An 18,686-nucleotide genomic window follows, 5' to 3' on the forward strand; every position below is an offset into this window, starting at 1 on the left:
TAAAAATGGCAAAATCACTGGTAATAGTTGAATCACCGGCTAAGGCAAAAACGATAAATAAGTATCTGGGTAACGACTTTGTCGTGAAATCCAGTGTCGGGCATATCCGGGATTTACCCAGTAGCAGCAGTAAAGACAAGGCCAAAAGCTCAGATAAAAGCTTAAGTAAAGCCGAGAAAGAATATCAGGCGCTGGTTGATCGGATGGGCATTGATCCCGAGCACGGTTGGAAAGCGCGTTATGAAATTCTCGCGGGCAAAGAAAAAGTCGTTAAAGAGCTCAAGGCGCTGGCAGAAAAGGCGGATACCGTTTATCTGGCAACCGACTTAGACCGTGAAGGAGAGGCCATTGCCTGGCATTTGCGCGAAGTGATCGGCGGTACACCTGATAAATTTAAGCGGGTGGTATTTAACGAAATCACCAAAAACGCCATTACCCAGGCGTTTGAGCAGCCGGGTGAGTTGAACCTGGATCAGGTTGATGCGCAGCAAGCGCGACGTTTTCTGGACCGGGTGGTTGGCTTTATGGTGTCACCACTGTTGTGGAAAAAAGTCGCCCGGGGCCTGTCTGCGGGGCGGGTGCAGTCTGTAGCGGTACGCCTGGTAGTCGAGCGGGAGCGGGAAATTAAAGCCTTTGTGCCCGAAGAGTATTGGAGTATTGATGCCGATACACTGACCCAGGCCAAGCAGGCACTGCCGCTGGAAGTAGTCAAACAAGGCGGCAAAGCGTTTAATCCGGTTAATAAAGCCCAGGCCGATGCCGCACTTGGGATATTACGGCAGGCCAGCTATCAGGTGCTGGAACGGGAAGATAAGCCCAGTAGCAGCAAACCGCAGGCGCCCTTTATTACTTCGACGCTACAGCAGGCAGCCAGTACCCGTTTGGGCTATGGCGTGAAGAAAACCATGATGTTGGCGCAGCGTTTATATGAAGCAGGCCACATTACCTATATGCGTACCGACTCCACCAACTTAAGTGCGGAAGCGGTATCCAGCTGCCGTGATTATATTGCAAAACAATTTGGCGCCGCCTATTTGCCGGCAGAGCCGGTAAGTTACGGTAACAAAGCCAATGCGCAGGAAGCGCACGAAGCCGTGAGGCCATCAGATGTGTCTGTTCTGGCTTCAGCACTTGGCGATACGGAAGCCGATGCGAAAAAGCTTTATGAGCTCATTTGGCGTCAATTTGTTGCCTGTCAGATGCCAGCAGCGCAGTACGATGTAACCAATATCACTGTCGCAGCCGCGGATTTTGAGTTAAAAGCCAAAGGCCGGGTATTGCGTTTCGACGGTTGGACCCGGGTGCAACCGGCGGTAAAGCGCAAAGGCGAAGAAGAGCTGGAATTGCCGGATGTTAAAGCCGGAGATAGTCTGGCGCTGGTTGATTTGCATGCGGCACAACATTTCACCAAGCCGCCAGCCCGTTTTAGCGAAGCCAGTCTGGTTAAAGAGTTAGAGAAACGGGGCATCGGCCGGCCGTCGACCTATGCTGCTATCATCTCTACCATTCAGGAGCGCGGCTATGTGCGGGTTGACAACAAACGGTTCTACGCCGAGAAAATGGGAGAAATTGTTACCGACCGTCTGGTAGAAAACTTTGATGATCTGATGAACTATGATTTTACCGCCAATATGGAGCTGAAGCTCGATGATATTGCAAAAGGGCAATTAGATTGGCGTAAAGAACTGGACCAGTTCTATCAGGGCTTTAACGCAAAATTAAAGACCGCTGAGCAGGAGCCGGAGCTCGGTGGTATGCGGGTGAATCAGTTTGTATTAACCGATATCGCCTGTCCAACCTGTGGCCGGCAGATGGGGATCCGTACCGCCTCTACCGGGGTATTTCTCGGTTGCTCAGGCTATAACTTACCGCCAAAAGAGCGCTGTACCACCACCATGAACCTGGTGTCGGGTGAAGAGGCGGTGTTAGCGGCTGATGACGAGCTGGAAACCGAAGCGCTGCGGCAGAAAAAACGTTGTCAAAAATGTGGCACCGCAATGGATTCATATCTGCTGGATGAGCACCGGAAGCTACACGTCTGTGGTAATAACCCGCAGTGTGATGGTTATCAGGTCGAACAAGGGGCCTTTAAACTGAAAGGTTATGAAGGGCCAGAGATCGAGTGTGATAAATGCGGTGCTCAGATGCAGCTGAAATCCGGCCGCTTTGGTAAGTATTTTGGTTGCACCAACAGTGAATGTAAAAATACCCGTAAGCTGTTACGTAGCGGCGAAGCGGCACCGCCAAAAGAAGATCCGGTGCATCTGCCGGAACTGAAATGTGAAAAGTCAGATACCTACTTTGTGTTGCGTGATGGCGCCTCGGGGGTGTTTCTGGCGGCGGCGAATTTTCCGAAATCCCGCGAAACCCGGGCACCTCTGGTCAGCGAGTTAAAACGCTTTAAAGACCGGCTATCGCCGAAGTTCCATTATTTGGCCGAAGCGCCGGAGCAGGATCCACAGGGTAACCCGGCGATTGTACGTTATAGCCGCAAGACCAAACAACAATATGTGATGACGGAGCAAAATGGTAAAGCCACAGCCTGGTCGGCCTGGTATGAAAATGGGCGTTGGGTGGTCAGTAGTAAGTAAGACTAACTAACAGTAACAGGGGCTAAGGCCCCTGTTACCATTTACGCTTCGGCGCAAATAACTCGTCAATATCTTTGTTGTCTTTTTCACCGCGCTTTTCAATATCTTTGGCATTACCCTGTTTAAGTGCCTGAGTAATTTCTTCCAAAGCCATCTGGGCTTCTGAAATGCGGTTGGTTATATAGTCATGCTGATGATTAGTATTGCGTAAAAACGCCAGTGCTTTTTCAAAATACTGCCGGGCTGAGCCAAGCATATTGTTGGACTGTGCGGTGCGGCCACGTTTTAACTGGCTCTCAACGTTGATTCTTAACTGCAGCAAATCAAGTCGCTTGTCTTCGTCGATCACCAGCTGCGTCTCCACATTACCTCTGGCGTGCTCTGCCCGTAACATGGTACGTAGCTTCTTAATACCTTTGATCATCGCCAGCAACTGCTGATCATTATCTGGCAGTGGCGGTACTTCAGCCACGCTAGGCGTTGCTTTACTGAGTTCGTTGATACGATTTTCGGTGTCTTCCAGTCGTTGCCGGATATCCTTTACGTCTGGTTCTAACTCCACCATGGCCCGCAGCAGGTAAGCATTGCGGCGCAGTAACATCAGGGACAGGCCGGTCGATAATGGGACATTTGCTGCGTTAAACAGAATTTCTTCAGTTTCTTCCAGGGCATGACGCAGCTTGGTATATTCCGCACGCTTCAATGCCCGGATCCGCTCGCGGTGCTGTTGCACCACGTTAACGGTAACGGCAATAATCACCAGAGCTATCGTTAGCGTGATGATCAGGGGTAAGACCATTTATACCTCTGTCTTATTCTGCATAAGCAGTATCTTAATCGGAAACCCTACAGCTGAACAGATGCTCTGCCAGGCAGTGTGCGGTATTGTCAGCTAGTTAGCTGTCAGACTAGCAAAATCCGCACCAGAATCCACTATATTTTTCTGACGCCAGTAGCACTTTTGTCTAACAACATTTTGTTCTAGGTGCTGCTATTATAGAAAATTATTGGAATATCTCAGCTATCCGGTATAGTAGATTGCTGCGTTTGAAAGGATCCTTATCGATGAAGTTACAGCAATTGCGCTACATTGTTGAAGTGATGAATCACAATTTAAATGTGTCATCGACAGCAGAAAGTTTATACACCTCGCAACCGGGGATCAGTAAGCAAATCCGTATGCTGGAAGATGAGCTGGGGATCCAGGTATTTGGCCGCAGTGGCAAGCACCTGACACATATTACGCCAGCCGGCCGTGAGGTGATTGATATTGCGCAGCAGATCCTGGCCAAGGTAGAAAATATCAAAGCCATCGCCCGTGAGCATACCCTCCCGGATCAGGGCAAGCTGAATATCGCCACCACACATACTCAGGCCCGCTATGCATTACCGCCGGTGATCCGCACCTTTATGCAAAAATTTCCGCGGGTGTCATTGCACATGCATCAGGGCTCACCGCAGCAGATCTCTGAAGCTGCATCGCGTGGTGATGCGGATTTTGCTATCGCCACTGAGGCACTGCATCTGTATGGTGATCTGGTGATGTTGCCTTGCTACCACTGGAATCGTAGCATTATTGTCCGCAAAGACCATCCGTTGACTCAACTGACTTCCAAGGTACAGATTGAAGATGTGGCGCGTTTTCCTATCGTCACCTATGTATTTGGCTTTACCGGTCGCTCCGAGCTGGACCGGGCTTTTGCTGCCCATCAGTTGGAGCCACAAATTGTCTTTACCGCAACCGACGCTGATGTGATTAAAACCTATGTCAGGCTGGGGCTAGGAGTTGGGGTGATTGCGTCGATGGCGATCGACCCACAACTGGATCAAGACCTGGTAGCCATTGACGCCAGCCATTTATTTGAAGCCTCGACGACTAAGATTGGTTTTCGCAAAGGCGCATTCTTGCGCAGTTATATGTATGACTTTATTGAGCGTTTTGCGCCGCATCTGACCAAAGATGTGGTAGAGCGGGCCAATGCGTTGCGTAGCCAGGAAGAAATAGATCGGATGTTCAGTAAGTTTGAATTACCGGTGCGCTAGCGCAAACTGCTGCTGTAAGATCGCCGCGGTAAACTGACTCTTCAGATAGAAACCCCGCGGCAGACTTTGTACCGGGCGGCCGTCCGGCCCAATGGCCGCTGTCAGGGCTTTACTGTCGGCGGCTTTAGGTCTTAACTGCAGCACCTTGCCATGGGCGCCCTTAATCTGGTCCAGGCGCCCGAACGCGATTAACTCCATTAACTCTTCCCAGTCTTGCTGCAGCAGCGCCGCCTCATCTGGGCTGGGCTGCCATAAAAAGCCCTGCCCGATAATGCGCTCTGCCGGCGCGATATGCCGTTCAGCCAGGACTGGCAGCCAGAGCACCCGGCTTAGTTTGCGACAAACCCACGACTCCTGCCATTGTTGACCGGTAGCGCCCGTTAACGGCGCCACGCAGACATAAGTACTTTCCAGCGGTTTACCATATTGGTCAATCGGTAGCGTTTTCAGTTCGACGGCCAGCTCGGGAAAATCCTGTACCGCCTGCGAACCTGCAGTTGCACCCAGTGCCATCTCCAGTAATTGCCCGGTCCAGCCCTTTTCACGGCGTAAATCGGCCGGCACGGGTACCTGCAATTGCGCCGCTAACTGACCCAGGGTTAAACCGGCAATCAGCGCGCAGCGCTCTAATAACTCTGTAACAGAAGCAGGCGAGGTGGGCATATGACAATTCTTTGACTTAATGAATGATTACCCTAGCATTTTTTTATGTTGTCGGCTGCTTAAAAAGCCAACAAACTAACTTATGCACAGTCAGAATTTATAATCACACCTTGATTGATTCACTTAATGTTATGAATTTAATGGTAAAAAAGCATTTATTTTGATGCGGGTTGTTAAAGTGCCTAAAGTTATTCAGTGATTAACTTAGGCTTATCCAGAGTGTTATGCACAGCAGCTGTGAAAAAACTCACAGTACCCTTGCTTATCTTCTGCTCATTGTGGATAAGTTGTGTGATGTTTGGCTGAAAATACCGTTTGCCGCCACGACAACTTTATGAAAGAATCCTTGTATAGCAGAAATTTAGATGCTTGAGGTTTGTGTGATCGATGCCGAGGGTTTCCGGCCCAATGTCGGCATAGTGATTTGTAACACCTTTGGACAGGTGTTTTGGGCGAAACGATACGGTCAGAATTCCTGGCAATATCCACAGGGTGGCATTGATGATGGCGAAACGCCAGAACAGGCCATGTACCGTGAACTGCACGAAGAAGTTGGGCTCAGGCCTGAAGATGTGGAAATTATAGCGACAACCAAACACTGGCTACGCTATAAATTACCCAAACGACTGATTCGTAAAGACAGTAACCCTGTGTGTATCGGGCAGAAGCAGAAGTGGTTTTTACTGCGGCTGACCTGCCGGGAAGAAGACGTAAATCTGGCGAAAACCAGTCACCCGGAGTTTGATAGCTGGCGTTGGGTCAGTTACTGGTATCCGGTCAGGCAGGTGGTTTCCTTTAAACGGGAAGTTTATCGCAAGGTTATGAAAGAATTCGCTCCGGTCGCTTTGCCTTTTGTTCGTCGGGACAGCAGTAAACGTAAAGTATAAACAACCTTTAATGTGAAGAGGTTAGCATGCTAGGCCAGTTGCGGCGAATTGTTCAGGATGTGGCACAGGAGCCGATACTTAACAAGGCGCTCGCTGGCTTGGTAAGTAGTGTCAAGCAAGCATTGGCAACCGAATGTTGTTCGGTTTATCTGGCTGATTATCAGCAACAGCACTTTATGCTGATGGCAACCGATGGTTTGAATCAGGATGCGGTCGGCAAAGTCTCCATTGGTTTTTCTGAAGGCTTGATTGGCTGGGTTGGCCAGCGTGAAGAGCCGATCAACCTGGCGCAGGCTCACCTGCATCCGCGTTTTAAAGTCACCCCCGAGGTCAGCGAGGATCGCTTTTCAGCTTTTCTTGGGTGTCCGATCATCCACCACCGCAAAGTATTAGGCGTACTAACAATTCAGCAATCGGCCGAGCGGGTATTTAGCGAAGATGAAGAGTCTTTTCTGGTTACCCTGGGCGTACAGCTGGCGTCTGTACTGGCTAACGCCGAGATGCGCGACGCGGCCAGTCGCAGTTCCGGTTACCAGCAACAGGTTTCTCAGCTAGCTGGCTTGCCCGGTGCGCCCGGCATGGCCATTGGCCAGGCTTATGTGTTGCAACCGGCCAGTGACTTTGCGGCGATCTCATTGAAAAAAGCCGAGGATCCGGAAAAAGAACTGGCGCACTTTTACCGCGCCGTCAAAATCACCAAGGCTGAATTTAACCGGCTGGCCGAGCGTATGTCGCAGCATTTACCGGAAGATGCGCTGGCTATTTTTGATGTGTATCATCAGCTGCTGGATGCCGCCAGCCTGGGGCGGGAAATTGAAGCGCAGATCGCAGAAGGCTGGTGTGCAAAAAGCGCATTAAAACGCGTGGTAGAGCGCTTTGCCCGCCAGTTTGATGATATGGAAGATCCCTATCTGCGCGAGCGTGGCCTGGATATCCGCGATCTGGGGCAGCGGGTGCTGAATAATCTGCTGGATACGGAACAGCGGCGTGCGAAATTACCCGAGCAGGTGGTGCTGGTTGCTGATGAAGTCACAGCAACCATGCTGGCAGAAATCCCGCGTGAACAACTGGTTGCAGTAGTGTCTTTGCGTGGTTCGGTTAACTCACATGCTGCTATTATGGCCAGAGCCCTCGGGATCCCGGCGGTAATGGGCGTCAGTGAGCTGCCGCTGTTGCATTGGCATGAGCAGAAACTGATTGTCGATGGTTATCAGGGGCTGATCCTGTTGTCGCCAACTGAGGCGTTGAGCAACGAATATTTACGCCTGATCAGTGAAGATCAGGCCATGCATGCCCGCTATCAGCAAGAAATCGCGCTGCCGTCACAATCACAATGTGGCGAACGTTTTAAGTTAATGGTCAACTCTGGTCTGGCGGTTGAGCTGGAGAATCAGCATGCGCAGTACACCGATGGCGTTGGCCTGTATCGAACCGAATTTCCTTTTATTATCCGCAGCCGCTTCCCGACTGAGCAAGAGCAAATCGAACTCTATGCCAAGGTATTAAGCAGCTACCCGCAGAAAACGGTAGTGATGCGCACTCTGGATGTTGGGGGCGACAAAGCTTTACCTTATTTCAGTATCATTGAGGAAAATCCGTTTCTGGGTTGGCGGGGGATCCGTTTGACGCTGGATCATCCGGAAATTTTCCTGGTGCAGATCCGGGCGATGGTAAAAGCCAATGTCGGACAAGATAATCTACATATTTTATTGCCGATGGTGTCGGATCTGGCGGAAGTTGATGAAGCCATCCGACTGATCCGCCAAGCCTGCTTCGAGGTTGGTGACGAGTTAGGCATTGCGGTACCCCGGCCGAAAGTGGGGGTGATGATTGAAGTGCCTTCGGTACTTTATCTGTTGCCTGAGTTGGCGGCCCGGGTCGATTTTTGCTCCGTGGGTACCAACGATTTAACCCAATACTTATTAGCCGTTGACCGCAATAATGCCCGGGTGGCAAACCTGTATGATGCGCTGCATCCTGCCGTATTACGTGCCTTGCACCAATTAGGGCAACAGGCGCAGGCGCTGCAGTTTCCAATCAGTATTTGTGGTGAGCTTGGCGGTGAACCGGCTGGGGTCTTACTTTTGGCGGCGATGGGGTTTCGGCGCTTTAGTATGAACAGCAGCAATTTGGCGCGGATCAAATGGTTACTGCGCCGGGTAGAACTGTCTGAACTGGCGTTATTGCTGCCGGAAGTGCTGTGTTGTCATTCGCCAAAACAGGTACGGTTGCAGGTTCAACGTTTCCTCGAGCACAAGCAGTTGCTAACCCAGGTCAGAACCTGACAGTGCGGGAGCTAATGGTCAAGAAGCTGATAGCCCAGATGAATTTACGGTACCTCCAACCCGATAATGCTGACAAACAGAACGGCCAAGGCTCAACAAGCGCAGTCGCCTCTGCTACACTGGGCGTACTTTTCTAACTGAGTTGTCATTTTGCTATCCATTTTCCTGTTAACTGCCTTGTTGGGCGCACTGGTCGGGTTATTGGCCGGTTTGCTCGGTATCGGTGGCGGTTTGGTCATAGTGCCGGTGCTGGTGGTGATGCTGCCGGCTTTTGCAGTAGTGCCGGCTGAACATGCGATGTTGGTGGCCATTGCAACCTCGCTCGCTTCGATCATTATTACCTCCCTCTCGTCAGTGCGGGCGCATCACAAACGGAATAACGTCAGCTGGCATATCGCCGTGCCGGTGATGCTGGGGGCAGGGAGCGGCGCCTTATTGGTCGGCTATCTGGCGCACAATTTAAGTGGCAAGACGCTGCAACTTATTTTTGGTGTCGCTGTCGGTTTATTGGCGCTTAGAATGTTAAGTGCGCAAAGTGCCACCGGCAAGCTACCACTGCCGGCAAGGCCGCTGTTGGCCGTACTGTCGGCATTACTGGGCAGTTTCGCCGCCTTACTGGGGATTGGCGGTGGTGCGCTGATTGTGCCTATGCTGAACTATTTTAGTGTCGACATGCGCCGGGCTATCGGTTGTGCGGCGGCCAGCGGTATTGCGATAGCAGTATTTGGTACCGTCGGCTACGTCAGCGCAGGCTGGCAGCATTATAGCTTGCAGCAGGGCTTTATTGGTTATATCTATTTACCTGCATTACTGGGGGTAATCAGTACTTCGGTGTTTACCACCTCTGTCGGAGCCACGCTGACGCAGCGGTTGCCGGTGTTGACCATTAAGCGGGTATTTGGCGTATTTTTGTTACTGGTGGCGGCGCGGATGATACTGAGCTGAGATCGTCAACCGCATTAAAGTAGGGACATTATGACAACTGAAGTTTTTTACACCCATGCAATTAATCCGGTGGCACTTGACCTCGGGTTTTTGAAAATTCACTGGTATGGTGTGATGTATCTGGTGGCCTTTGCTATCGCCTGGTGGCTGGCGAATCGTCAGGCGGCGGAACCCGGTTCCGGCTGGGACAAGGAGCAAGTCAGCGATCTGTTGTTCTACGGCTTTCTCGGCGTGCTGCTGGGTGGCCGCCTGGGTTATATTCTGTTCTACCAGTTTAGTTATTTGCTGCAGGATCCGCTCTATCTGGTGCGGATCTGGGAAGGAGGCATGTCGTTCCATGGCGGCTTACTTGGGGTATTGGCGGCAATGGCGCTGTTTACCCGTAAGTATCGCAAGTCTTACCTGGCTCTGGGCGATTTTGTTGCGCCACTGATCCCGCTTGGGTTGGCTGCCGGTCGGATCGGTAATTTTATTAATGGTGAATTATGGGGCCGGCCGACCGATGTGTCCTGGGCAATGGTGTTCCCGACCGGTGGCGACATCGGCCGCCACCCGTCACAACTCTATCATGTGGCGCTGGAAGGGCTGTTGCTGTTTGCGATCATTATGCTGGTGCGCCGTGCTAAACCGGCAACCGGCACCCTGGGCGGCGTCTTTCTGGCCGGTTATGGCATGGCGCGCTTTAGCGTCGAGTTTTTCCGTGAGCCGGATGCACATCTTGGCGTTTTATCCTTGGGCATGACGATGGGGCAGTGGCTATGCTTGCCGATGATAATTGCCGGCCTGGCGATTATTGTTTTCGCCCGCTCCCGTGCCGCAACTGCCGGAGCTAAAGCATGAAGCAGTATCTTCAATTATGTCAGCGGATCATTGAGCAGGGAACCTGGGTGGAGAATGCCCGCACCGGTACCCGCTGCTTAACCGTGGTTAATGCCGATCTGGAATATGATGTGGCGAATAATCAGTTTCCACTGCTGACGACCCGCAAAAGCTATTACAAGGCGGCGATTGCCGAGTTGCTGGGTTATTTACGCGGCTACGACAGTGCGGCACAGTTCCGTGCACTCGGTTGCAATACCTGGAATGCCAATGCGAACGAAAATCGCGCCTGGCTGGCTAATCCGCATCGTAAAGGTGAAGATGATATGGGGCGGGTGTACGGTGTGCAGGGCCGGCGTTGGCAGAAACCAGATGGTACCACCCTGGATCAGCTACAAAAGGTGGTGACTAATCTTAGTCAGGGCATTGATGACCGGGCGGAAATCCTGACCTTTTATAATCCGGGAGAGTTCGAGCTGGGTTGTCTGCGGCCTTGTATGCACACCCATACCTTCAGCCTGCTTGGCGATACCCTGTATCTGACGTCCTACCAGCGCAGCTGTGATGTGCCGCTTGGCCTGAATTTTAATCAGGTACAATGCTTTGTGTTGCTGGCGCTGATGGCACAGATCACAGGTCTTAAACCGGGCAAGGTGTATCATAAGATCGTTAATGCCCATATTTATGAGAATCAACTGGAGCTGATGAAAATACAGCTGCAGCGCGAGCCTTACCCGTCACCGCGGTTGACCATCAACCCACAGATCCGAAGCTTAGCCGATCTGGAAACCTGGGTAACACCGGATGATTTTGTGCTACACGATTATCAGTGCCACCCGCCAATTAAATACCCTTTTAGCGTCTAGTCAAAAAATCATCTCTTGTTGTGGCCTGCTTTTTGCTTGAAGCAAGTTGATAACCAGCAAGAGGTGATTATGAACAAGTGTCTTGGCCTGCCGCTAGTGGCATTGCTTGCCAGCTGCGCGCATCAGCAACCTGAACCGACAGTGTCGATGCCGGTTCGTCAGGTCTCTGCCGTTGGCTTAAGCCCACAGCCACTGGGATTTTATACTCAGCGTCTGGCGGAACAGCTTTTTCAAACGCCTGCCGGACAACAACCGCAGTTGCGGCATAAAATTGCCATCAGTAGTTTTGTACCGGTGCGGCAATTGTCACTGGTCAATGCTGGTACAGAGCAAACGGATTTAGCCAATCAGCTGGCGGAAAGCTTACTCACCGAAGCGGTACAGCGCGGCTATGAAGTCGTCGATATCCGGTTACGTGCTGCAGTACTACTGCAACAGGATCATGAACAAGCCTTTTCCCGCTTATTGCACGAGCTACAGCAACAACAGCAAGCCCGGGTATTACTCAGTGGTACCTTTATACCGCAGGAGGATGGCTGGATTGTCAATGCCAGACTGATTGATATCCAAAGTCAGCAGGTGCTGGCTGCGGCCACCGACTATGTGCCGGATAATGTGTTGTGGAGTGCGGAGAAGATGCTGAAAAGAGGCAATTTTTTATATCGTAGCGATCGAATTGGAGAGCGCCCATGAACAAATCAGCTATCAGTGTCGCTATCTTGCTGGCATTAAGCGGTTGCGCCCAGCAAACGGCACAACCCAAGGTAGTACCGGAAAATGCGGTGTCGATGCGCGGCGACCTGGCACGGCAAGAGCGTATTTTACAGCAGCAGGCGTTCGCGGTTGAGTCGGCCCCGACGCAGCAGCGACAAACCCCGGTTATCACGCTGGACCATTATGCTCGTAATCTGGTGCATGATTTGATGGCAAATCATCACCGGGTAGAAGAGCAAGCCATGGTTGCAGTGACGGATCTGGCATTTCTGGACTCAGATCTGCAGCACGGCTCGGTATTTACCAATCACCTGAGCGAAGCCATTATCTATGACTTGCATCTGTTTGGCGTGCCGGTACTGGATTTTAAAGTCACCGATTATATCCGGGTGACGGAGAAAGGTGACTTTGTACTGAGTCGTGATTTTAGCGAGTTATCGGCAGAGTTACCGATCAAATACGTGGTTACCGGTACTGTAACGCGGCATCAGGCTGGAGTGATGTTAAACGCCAGATTAATCCAGATCGACAATAAAAGGGTGGTATCGGCGGCTCGTACCTTTGTGCCGGCGGCGGTTTATAACGCTATTCTGCAACAACGTCAGGACAACAGTCTAAAACTGAAACAGGGTTGATTGCCGGTGCTGTACCCGGCAATACACAATCTTAGCGGTTAACATCAATATGCTCCGTACAAACCTCGTTATTTTTCTGAGGCTTTGCTAAAGTTTAAGCCAAGGCCGCCGACAAGTAGAGGTTAGCCTAAATCTGGGGTCAGGAGCGTATGATGAAAAGCAACTATCTGGCATTGCTTGCCGGTGCCGTCTTGCTAAGCGGCTGTTACAGTTACCAAAGAACGGAGTGTGATAGCAAAGGCAATTGCCGGACTGAGGTCCGCCGCCAGGTACAGGACCAGGCGCCTGCCGACCGGGTTATGCCGGTATCTTCTGGTCAGGCCGCCAGCCCGCTGCGGCAGAATGGCTGGATGGTGCCACACCAGTATGTCACCAGTTTAAATGCTAATAAGCAGCTTAATGACTATGTGGCGCAGATGGCGATGCAGCTGGTTGAAACCTTTCATTATTTCCCGGTCGAATCCCGCGTGGCCGTGGCATCCTTTGTTGATTTAGACAGTGAGTTAAACCGCACCAATATTATTGGTAACCAACTGGCTGAAGCCTTTATTCATCAGTTCCAGCAGTTCGGTATCCAGGTTGTCGATTTTAAAACCACCCGCGATATTCAGGTGACACCGAGCGGTGATTTTGTCTTTAGCCGGCAGCACAACCAGCTTGATATGATGCAGCAAATTGATTATGTGTTATCAGGAACTATGGTATTTACCCCAAGAGGTATTATGGTGAATGCCAGAGTGATTAACTTTCGCACTAAAGTAGTTGCTGCCAGTTCACAGCAGTTGATCCCACATTTTGTGGTCAGCTCGCTGTATCCGCAAATACTGCGCTAGGAGATGGCCGCCCCAACAGGAATCGAACCTGTAACTGCCCCTTAGGAGGGGGCCGTTATATCCATTTAACTATGGGGCGGGCGGCGCAGAGTCTAACAGACTGAAAAGATTCTGTGAATCTTTTCAGGCTGTGGTTAGTTTGCTGCCAGACTGACGATATCACCAGGCTGAATATGATTAAGTAATTGCTGTGACGGTGATGCGGCCCAGGCGCCATCAGGGGTAACTTCCGTGAGTAGCAACTGTAAGGGGCTGTGTAGCAGGCGCCGGATTTGATTATCTTGTGGATCCCGCTGCAACTGGATGATTTGGATCTGATCACCCACCCGCAAACCGTGATTGCTACCCAAAGGAATTTGCAGCTGTTGTTGGCGAACCTGACGGATCTGGGTCAGCAAAGGCTGGCACTGCAGCTGCTGGCCAATATCCTGGGCCGCAGTACGCAGCACCTGGTCAATTCTCTGACCATAAGGCATTTGCCAGAATGCCATGCTGTGACTGGCTGGCGTGGTGTCAGAGGTAGGCCAGTAACTTCCGGTACGATATTCCTGCTGGTAGCGAACCCGCCGCTCAAAGGTATCATATAACCAGAGTTCGAAGGCGAAGAAGCGCTCATGTTGACTGCTTTGCCAGAACTTGTTCAATTTTTTACCAAGCGACAGGTCATTAATACTGGCTATTAGAATAAACTGATGGCCGCGGTTAAACAGGGCATCTGCGGTTGCCTGGTCCAGCATCTGTAACGGGATTGGCTGAGGCGATGGCTCCACCAGCAGTGCCGGAGCAAAGTCACGCAGATGCCGGTTTAATTGCCGGCTACTATCGCTACCCAGTTGAAACAGCTGGCCTGAAATCGCATCCTGCCGGGCCTGAAGCTGAATTTCGCTTACAAGTAGCGGTGTGCGGTACTGGGCCTGGCAGGCCTTGCCTTCAGCGACAATATGGGCTTTGAGCGTGATCGTCACCTGGTTTTTACTCTGAACCTCTGACAGCAGCTGTACTTCTTTTAATTCCGCAGCGCTGCTTAAGGTGATCTGACTGTGCTGCATAATGCCCTGGATCACCTGTTGCTGGCTTTGTAATCTGGCGCCGGCAAATAAGCTGGCCCGTTGCAATGCATCTTCAATTGCGGCTTTGCGTGCGCTGTTCAGGTCACCCCGTTCAATCGCCGCCTGCCCGGTGGCTTCATACCAATTGGCGTGCAGTAATGGGCTGAACAGCAGACTCAGGCCGCTCAGCGCTGTCAGAAGCGCTTTTGTCATAGGTTTAATCGTCATCCCGCTTTCGCTCGTGTCAAAAGAGTGCTGTGTTTAATAAAGCAAAGTTTATGCCTAACTGGCATTTTTTTTGCTAAACAAAAACAGTAGCAATAGGTTTTGTCGCCGGGCTTGTCGAGTTGTCGGCAACTGGCAACAACAGCATGGCAGTATTACAGTGAGCACAGTCACTTTGCTAAGGGTAAGTACTATGAAAGTTATAGGTTTCGTATTGCTTGGTAGCGGCCTGATGATCTCAGGCTGTAGCCAATTCGCGGATCGGCATATTGAATACCAGCATGAAACACCTGTCAGTTTTCCGGTGATCACTGCTTTGGGTGCCGCGCCCATATCGTTACAACAAGGCAGTAATGAGACGCAACGTATGCTATTAGCGATGCGGGCGTCGAAGTTGGAAGCCTATCGCGAGTTGGCGGAGCGGGTATATGGTCAAAGAATTGACAGCCAGAACACCGTCAGTGCAATGGTGGCAAAGAATGATGTGCTGGAAGCGTCGGTGCAGGGCTTGATCCGTGGCGCCAGAGTAGTGAAAAGCTATGCTGTGGATGATACTTACGTGACGGAGTTGGAGCTGAATTTCGCTGAAGTGTATGCCACCTTGCAACATACCCAACCAAAACAAAGCATCAGGAGTGTGCGCTACCTGTGGTAGCGCCGGTCAGGCTTTAATGCCTGGCCCTTTATTCTCAACAGCCGGTTGGCCTTTACTGGTATAGGTCAGGCCGGATTTGCCCTTAGCGCCCAATAATTCGTTCTTAAAGCGTTGTAAAATAAGCTGACTTTGTTCCAGTGCTTGCTGGTTAACGGCGGTTTGAGCTTTGCAGTCAGCCAGTTTTTGTTCCAGCAGTGCGCGTTGTTCAACAAACCAGGCTTCAGCTTTTACCGCTGCCAACTGTGGCTGTGCGGCAAGTTCAGCGTCAGTGGCACTGATTTGTGTTAACAGCGCCGTTTTCTCGGCAATAACCTGCTCTAAGGTTTCCACCTGTCTTTCAGCGAGGGCAGAGAGTTCATTTTTTAACAATAGCAACAGCGCATCCAATTGCGCTGCTTGCTTGGTCAGGACAGTGATGATGAGATCGTGGCTGCTATTCATTTACGGTCGAACAAATCGCCTTCAAATTGCATAATGCGTTTTGCCAGCATCTCTACATTCACTTTGTATTTGCCTTCAGCAATAGCTTGCTTGATTTTGTTCACCCGCTCCTGATCAATACCTGAGCTATTGGCTGCCTTTTCCTGTAATTTGGAAAATTGCTGCGCTTGCGGGGTAATGGATACCGAATCCTGCTTTTGTACTGCCTGATTGCTGGCATTTTGCTGCACCGCCGTTTGTTGGCGTTGCACTAATTGCTCAGTGCTACCGGCATTGCCGGCTTTGTCAGTTTTGACCTGCGGTGCATTTTGCTGCAGGTTATTGATATTTATAGCCATAGTAGAACCTCATCACCTTAAACACAGTCCTTATGCTTAGGTTAACGGCAGTTTGCCTCTAAACTTTAGCACTTTTTTCAGAATTTAAAACCGGACCTTTACCTGATTGACACCGGTCACTTCGGTGCTAATGGCACGGCCAGATTGTTGATTACGCACCTGGATGACTTCACCCAGGGTACCATCCTGTTGTGCAACGCCTGTGGCGGATACGGCAAGGCCACCCTGGCTGATTTCTATTGTAACAATATCTCCCCGGCATACAAGACAAAGATCCTGCAGACTAAGGATTTGGCCGGCACTCAGGCTGCGTTTATTCCGGCTGCCAGCAACCGTCGCGATGTCTTGCACAATATTACCACGTACCAACCGACGTTCCCGGCGCTGCACTTCTAACATATCGGCAGTGATGACGGTTCCTGGAGCGATATTTTGCCTGCTCACCACCAGGGCCAACCATTCAGTAAGTCTGGCCGGTACAAATAGCTGCCAGCTGGTTGGCGCACTACAACTAATCTGCACCGTCGTCTGACGCGGGTTAGCATTGGCCGGCAGACTGATTTGTGGCTGATGGGCGCAGTCTTTACTGCCAATCCGGCTATCAAGTGCCGTGACGTGGATTTCGCTCTCCAGCTCATCGACTGCCCATGCCGTTTGCAGCCAGTCCTTTACCGCATCAGTCAGTTGCGATGGACTAAATTGTTGCACTTGCGCCTGACACCAGGGACTGATGGTGAAGGCAAGTAGCAGGATGCAGCTGCGGATAAAATTTTCGTACTTTTTCATATAGTTTGGCTATGCTTTACGAATAAAGGGTTATAACATGCCTGAAGATAGACAGTGCCGTAGTTTTGACTATGGCTCCACGACAGTATGCAAATACCAAGCCGTTTGGCTGCCTAAGGAGAGCTTGATGTCCAGTATTCTCGATTCCGTTAACCAACGTACGCAGCTGGTTGGGCAGAACCGCTTGGAATTATTACTTTTTAAGCTCAATGGCCGCCAACGTTACGGCATTAACGTGTTTAAAGTGCGGGAAGTATTGCAATGTCCAAAGCTGACGGCGATGCCGAAGCGAAATCCTTTTGTGCGGGGCATTGCCCATATCCGTGGCCAAACGATTTCCGTGATTGATTTAAGTTTGGCCACAGGTGGTAAGGCAATCGCCGATTTATCGACTGCCTTTATTATCATTTCTGAGTATAACCGCTCAGTGCAGGGGTTTCTGGTCAGTGGGGTAGAGCGTATTGTTAATACCAACTGGGAATCTATTATGCCACCACCCAAGGGCACCAGCGGTAAGCAAAGTTACCTGACCGCGGTGACCGAAATTGATAAAGAGTTGGTTGAGATCCTGGACGTTGAAAAAATCCTCGAAGAGATTTCCCCTTCGCCGACGATGATTCATGATGAGGCCGTCACCCAGAGTATTACTACTGATCTTGGCGGTCGGGTGATTTTAATTGCCGATGATTCGGCTGTCGCCCGAAATCAGGTAAAACGGTCATTAGAACCACTGGGTGTCAGGATGCATTTGGTAAATAACGGTCGTGAGGCCCTGACTTATTTACAGCAACAGGCGAAAGAGTGTCAGGAGTCTATTACTGAAAAAGTAGGTTTGCTGATCTCTGATATCGAGATGCCGGAAATGGACGGCTACACCTTGACCGCAGAAGTAAAGGCCGACCCTAAACTGCGCCGTCTGCACGTTATTCTACATACCTCGCTAAGTGGGGTTTTTAATCAGCAGATGGTACAGAAAGTGGGGGCGGAAGACTTTATCGCCAAGTTTAACCCGGACGAGCTCGCACAATCGGTGCAAAAATGGCTACATGTTGATTAAAGGCTGAGGACGTCGCGTGTCAGATAAGCAATTACAGGACGCAGAGTACCGGCAATTCCGGGATTTTCTGGAACAGCAGTGTGGCATCGTGCTGGGTGATAATAAGCAATATCTGGTCAAAAGCCGGCTGGCGCCACTTATGCAGCGTTTTAGCATCGCTACGCTGTCTGAGCTGCTTACAAAAACGATGAATCCGTTTGAACGGCAGTTACGTTCAGCAGTAATTGACGCGATGACCACTAACGAAACCCTGTGGTTTCGTGATACCTACCCATACGAGTTGTTAAAGAACCAAATTTTTCCGGAGCTGGAAAAAACTTGCCGCAGCGTCAAAATTTGGTCAGCTGCCAGTTCTTCCGGTCAGGAACCGTATTCTATTTCCATGACAGTTCTGGAATACCAGCAAGGCCGGCCCAATGCGTTTCCTGCCGGAGTGAGTATTTTAGGCACGGATATCTCCAATACTATGTTAGAACACTGCCAGCGCGCCGAATATGATGGATTGGCTTTAGCTCGTGGTTTATCACCGGAGCGGCGCAGCCGTTTTTTTGAAGACAGCGGCAAAGGTATGATGCGGATCAAGGAGCAAGTGAAAAAAAACGTGAGTTTCCGGCACCTTAACCTGTTAGATAGTTATACCTTGTTAGGTAAATTCGATATTATATTTTGTCGTAACGTGCTGATTTATTTCTCTCCTGAAGTTAAAGCAAAAATTATCCGCCAGTTTTCGCAGGCATTAAACAGTCGCGGCCATTTGATCCTTGGCGCCTCAGAGTCCTTGTCCAGCCTGAACGAGGACTTTGAAATGTTACGCTGTAATCCAGGCATTATTTACCGCAAGAAAACCTGACTTT

General features: G+C 50.7%; 19 protein-coding genes and 1 tRNA gene. 13 read left to right on the forward strand and 7 right to left on the reverse strand.

From position 1 onward, the window contains the following. Positions 1 to 5 precede the first annotated feature (5 nt). Entirely contained in the window at positions 6 to 2,591 is a 2,586-nt protein-coding gene (topA, locus tag AEST_RS14390) for a type I DNA topoisomerase (protein ID WP_008609910.1), read from the forward strand. 34 nt (positions 2,592 to 2,625) lie between these two features. Here the strand turns inward: topA and AEST_RS14395 are convergent, their stop codons facing one another. Then, positions 2,626 to 3,390: a hypothetical protein gene (locus tag AEST_RS14395; RefSeq protein ID WP_008609911.1), complete on the reverse strand. Its 765-nt coding sequence runs from the start codon at positions 3,388 to 3,390 to the stop codon at positions 2,626 to 2,628. 266 nt (positions 3,391 to 3,656) lie between these two features. On the opposite strand from AEST_RS14395, the gene cysB reads away from it, so the two are divergent. Continuing rightward, a complete protein-coding gene (gene cysB, locus AEST_RS14400; protein ID WP_008609912.1) occupies positions 3,657 to 4,634 on the forward strand; it encodes an HTH-type transcriptional regulator CysB in 978 nt (325 codons plus the stop codon). Here the strand turns inward: cysB and mutH are convergent. After that, on the reverse strand, positions 4,620 to 5,297 hold the full coding sequence (mutH, locus tag AEST_RS14405; protein WP_008609914.1) for a DNA mismatch repair endonuclease MutH: 678 nt from the start codon (positions 5,295 to 5,297) through the stop codon (positions 4,620 to 4,622). The two genes, cysB and mutH, sit on opposite strands and share 15 nt — an antisense overlap. Before the next feature lie 380 nt (positions 5,298 to 5,677). On the opposite strand from mutH, the gene rppH reads away from it, so the two are divergent. The 8 genes from rppH (at position 5,678) to AEST_RS14445 (ending at position 13,281) form a co-directional block, all read left to right on the forward strand. Further along, positions 5,678 to 6,184 (forward strand): RNA pyrophosphohydrolase, encoded by a 507-nt coding sequence (gene rppH, locus AEST_RS14410; protein ID WP_039925610.1) that lies wholly within the window; start codon positions 5,678 to 5,680, stop codon positions 6,182 to 6,184. Between the two features lie 26 nt (positions 6,185 to 6,210). Further along, positions 6,211 to 8,469, forward strand: a complete 2,259-nt coding sequence (ptsP, locus tag AEST_RS14415; RefSeq protein ID WP_008609917.1) for a phosphoenolpyruvate--protein phosphotransferase — start codon at positions 6,211 to 6,213, stop codon at positions 8,467 to 8,469. Between the two features lie 150 nt (positions 8,470 to 8,619). Beyond that, positions 8,620 to 9,414 (forward strand): sulfite exporter TauE/SafE family protein, encoded by a 795-nt coding sequence (locus tag AEST_RS14420; RefSeq protein WP_008609918.1) that lies wholly within the window; start codon positions 8,620 to 8,622, stop codon positions 9,412 to 9,414. Between the two features lie 30 nt (positions 9,415 to 9,444). Continuing rightward, the gene (gene lgt / locus AEST_RS14425; protein ID WP_008609919.1) at positions 9,445 to 10,254 is read left to right on the forward strand and encodes a prolipoprotein diacylglyceryl transferase; all 810 of its coding nucleotides are present in this window, start codon (positions 9,445 to 9,447) and stop codon (positions 10,252 to 10,254) included. Further along, the gene (locus AEST_RS14430) at positions 10,251 to 11,099 is read left to right on the forward strand and encodes a thymidylate synthase (protein ID WP_008609920.1); all 849 of its coding nucleotides are present in this window, start codon (positions 10,251 to 10,253) and stop codon (positions 11,097 to 11,099) included. Before lgt ends, AEST_RS14430 begins: the two co-directional genes overlap by 4 nt. A gap of 69 nt (positions 11,100 to 11,168) precedes the next feature. Beyond that, entirely contained in the window at positions 11,169 to 11,792 is a 624-nt protein-coding gene (locus AEST_RS14435; protein ID WP_039925612.1) for a FlgO family outer membrane protein, read from the forward strand. Continuing rightward, on the forward strand, positions 11,789 to 12,448 hold the full coding sequence (locus AEST_RS14440) for a FlgO family outer membrane protein (protein ID WP_008609922.1): 660 nt from the start codon (positions 11,789 to 11,791) through the stop codon (positions 12,446 to 12,448). Before AEST_RS14435 ends, AEST_RS14440 begins: the two co-directional genes overlap by 4 nt. A gap of 149 nt (positions 12,449 to 12,597) precedes the next feature. Continuing rightward, a complete protein-coding gene (locus tag AEST_RS14445; protein ID WP_237709290.1) occupies positions 12,598 to 13,281 on the forward strand; it encodes a FlgO family outer membrane protein in 684 nt (227 codons plus the stop codon). 4 nt (positions 13,282 to 13,285) lie between these two features. Here AEST_RS14445 and AEST_RS14450 read toward each other — a convergent pair. Beyond that, positions 13,286 to 13,360 (reverse strand) — tRNA-Arg (locus AEST_RS14450). Positions 13,361 to 13,415: 55 nt separating this feature from the next. Then, a complete protein-coding gene (locus AEST_RS14455; RefSeq protein WP_238534617.1) occupies positions 13,416 to 14,543 on the reverse strand; it encodes a flagellar assembly protein T N-terminal domain-containing protein in 1,128 nt (375 codons plus the stop codon). Between the two features lie 205 nt (positions 14,544 to 14,748). On the opposite strand from AEST_RS14455, the gene AEST_RS14460 reads away from it, so the two are divergent. Then, positions 14,749 to 15,210 (forward strand): LPP20 family lipoprotein, encoded by a 462-nt coding sequence (locus AEST_RS14460; protein WP_008609925.1) that lies wholly within the window; start codon positions 14,749 to 14,751, stop codon positions 15,208 to 15,210. A gap of 6 nt (positions 15,211 to 15,216) precedes the next feature. Here the strand turns inward: AEST_RS14460 and flgN are convergent, their stop codons facing one another. The 3 genes from flgN to flgA form a co-directional block, all read right to left on the reverse strand. Continuing rightward, a complete protein-coding gene (gene flgN, locus AEST_RS14465) occupies positions 15,217 to 15,651 on the reverse strand; it encodes a flagellar export chaperone FlgN (protein ID WP_008609926.1) in 435 nt (144 codons plus the stop codon). Then, a complete protein-coding gene (gene flgM / locus AEST_RS14470; protein ID WP_008609927.1) occupies positions 15,648 to 15,989 on the reverse strand; it encodes a flagellar biosynthesis anti-sigma factor FlgM in 342 nt (113 codons plus the stop codon). The genes flgN and flgM overlap by 4 nt, the downstream gene beginning before the upstream one ends. 84 nt (positions 15,990 to 16,073) lie before the next feature. Further along, positions 16,074 to 16,775: a flagellar basal body P-ring formation chaperone FlgA gene (gene flgA, locus AEST_RS14475; RefSeq protein WP_008609928.1), complete on the reverse strand. Its 702-nt coding sequence runs from the start codon at positions 16,773 to 16,775 to the stop codon at positions 16,074 to 16,076. Between the two features lie 127 nt (positions 16,776 to 16,902). Between flgA and AEST_RS14480 the strand changes: the two genes are divergently transcribed. Both AEST_RS14480 and AEST_RS14485 read left to right on the forward strand, forming a co-directional pair. After that, entirely contained in the window at positions 16,903 to 17,832 is a 930-nt protein-coding gene (locus AEST_RS14480; protein WP_008609929.1) for a chemotaxis protein CheV, read from the forward strand. A 16-nt stretch (positions 17,833 to 17,848) separates the two neighbouring features. Further along, positions 17,849 to 18,682, forward strand: a complete 834-nt coding sequence (locus tag AEST_RS14485) for a CheR family methyltransferase (RefSeq protein ID WP_008609930.1) — start codon at positions 17,849 to 17,851, stop codon at positions 18,680 to 18,682. Positions 18,683 to 18,686: the final 4 nt, after the last annotated feature.

The organism is Alishewanella aestuarii B11, assembly GCF_000280055.1.
Taxonomy (GTDB): Bacteria; Pseudomonadota; Gammaproteobacteria; order Enterobacterales; family Alteromonadaceae; genus Alishewanella; species Alishewanella aestuarii.

What these genes read in the sequence shown, in the direction of transcription:
- topA (WP_008609910.1), top strand. Translation starts at nt 6, where the DNA reads ATGGCAAAATCACTGGTAATAGTTGAATCACCGGCTAAGGCAAAAACG.
- AEST_RS14395 (WP_008609911.1), bottom strand. Translation starts at nt 3,390, where the DNA reads ATGGTCTTACCCCTGATCATCACGCTAACGATAGCTCTGGTGATTATT.
- cysB (WP_008609912.1), top strand. Translation starts at nt 3,657, where the DNA reads ATGAAGTTACAGCAATTGCGCTACATTGTTGAAGTGATGAATCACAAT.
- mutH (WP_008609914.1), bottom strand. Translation starts at nt 5,297, where the DNA reads ATGCCCACCTCGCCTGCTTCTGTTACAGAGTTATTAGAGCGCTGCGCG.
- ptsP (WP_008609917.1), top strand. Translation starts at nt 6,211, where the DNA reads ATGCTAGGCCAGTTGCGGCGAATTGTTCAGGATGTGGCACAGGAGCCG.
- lgt (WP_008609919.1), top strand. Translation starts at nt 9,445, where the DNA reads ATGACAACTGAAGTTTTTTACACCCATGCAATTAATCCGGTGGCACTT.
- AEST_RS14430 (WP_008609920.1), top strand. Translation starts at nt 10,251, where the DNA reads ATGAAGCAGTATCTTCAATTATGTCAGCGGATCATTGAGCAGGGAACC.
- AEST_RS14435 (WP_039925612.1), top strand. Translation starts at nt 11,169, where the DNA reads ATGAACAAGTGTCTTGGCCTGCCGCTAGTGGCATTGCTTGCCAGCTGC.
- AEST_RS14440 (WP_008609922.1), top strand. Translation starts at nt 11,789, where the DNA reads ATGAACAAATCAGCTATCAGTGTCGCTATCTTGCTGGCATTAAGCGGT.
- AEST_RS14445 (WP_237709290.1), top strand. Translation starts at nt 12,598, where the DNA reads ATGATGAAAAGCAACTATCTGGCATTGCTTGCCGGTGCCGTCTTGCTA.
- AEST_RS14455 (WP_238534617.1), bottom strand. Translation starts at nt 14,543, where the DNA reads ATGACAAAAGCGCTTCTGACAGCGCTGAGCGGCCTGAGTCTGCTGTTC.
- AEST_RS14460 (WP_008609925.1), top strand. Translation starts at nt 14,749, where the DNA reads ATGAAAGTTATAGGTTTCGTATTGCTTGGTAGCGGCCTGATGATCTCA.
- flgN (WP_008609926.1), bottom strand. Translation starts at nt 15,651, where the DNA reads ATGAATAGCAGCCACGATCTCATCATCACTGTCCTGACCAAGCAAGCA.
- flgM (WP_008609927.1), bottom strand. Translation starts at nt 15,989, where the DNA reads ATGGCTATAAATATCAATAACCTGCAGCAAAATGCACCGCAGGTCAAA.
- flgA (WP_008609928.1), bottom strand. Translation starts at nt 16,775, where the DNA reads ATGAAAAAGTACGAAAATTTTATCCGCAGCTGCATCCTGCTACTTGCC.
- AEST_RS14480 (WP_008609929.1), top strand. Translation starts at nt 16,903, where the DNA reads ATGTCCAGTATTCTCGATTCCGTTAACCAACGTACGCAGCTGGTTGGG.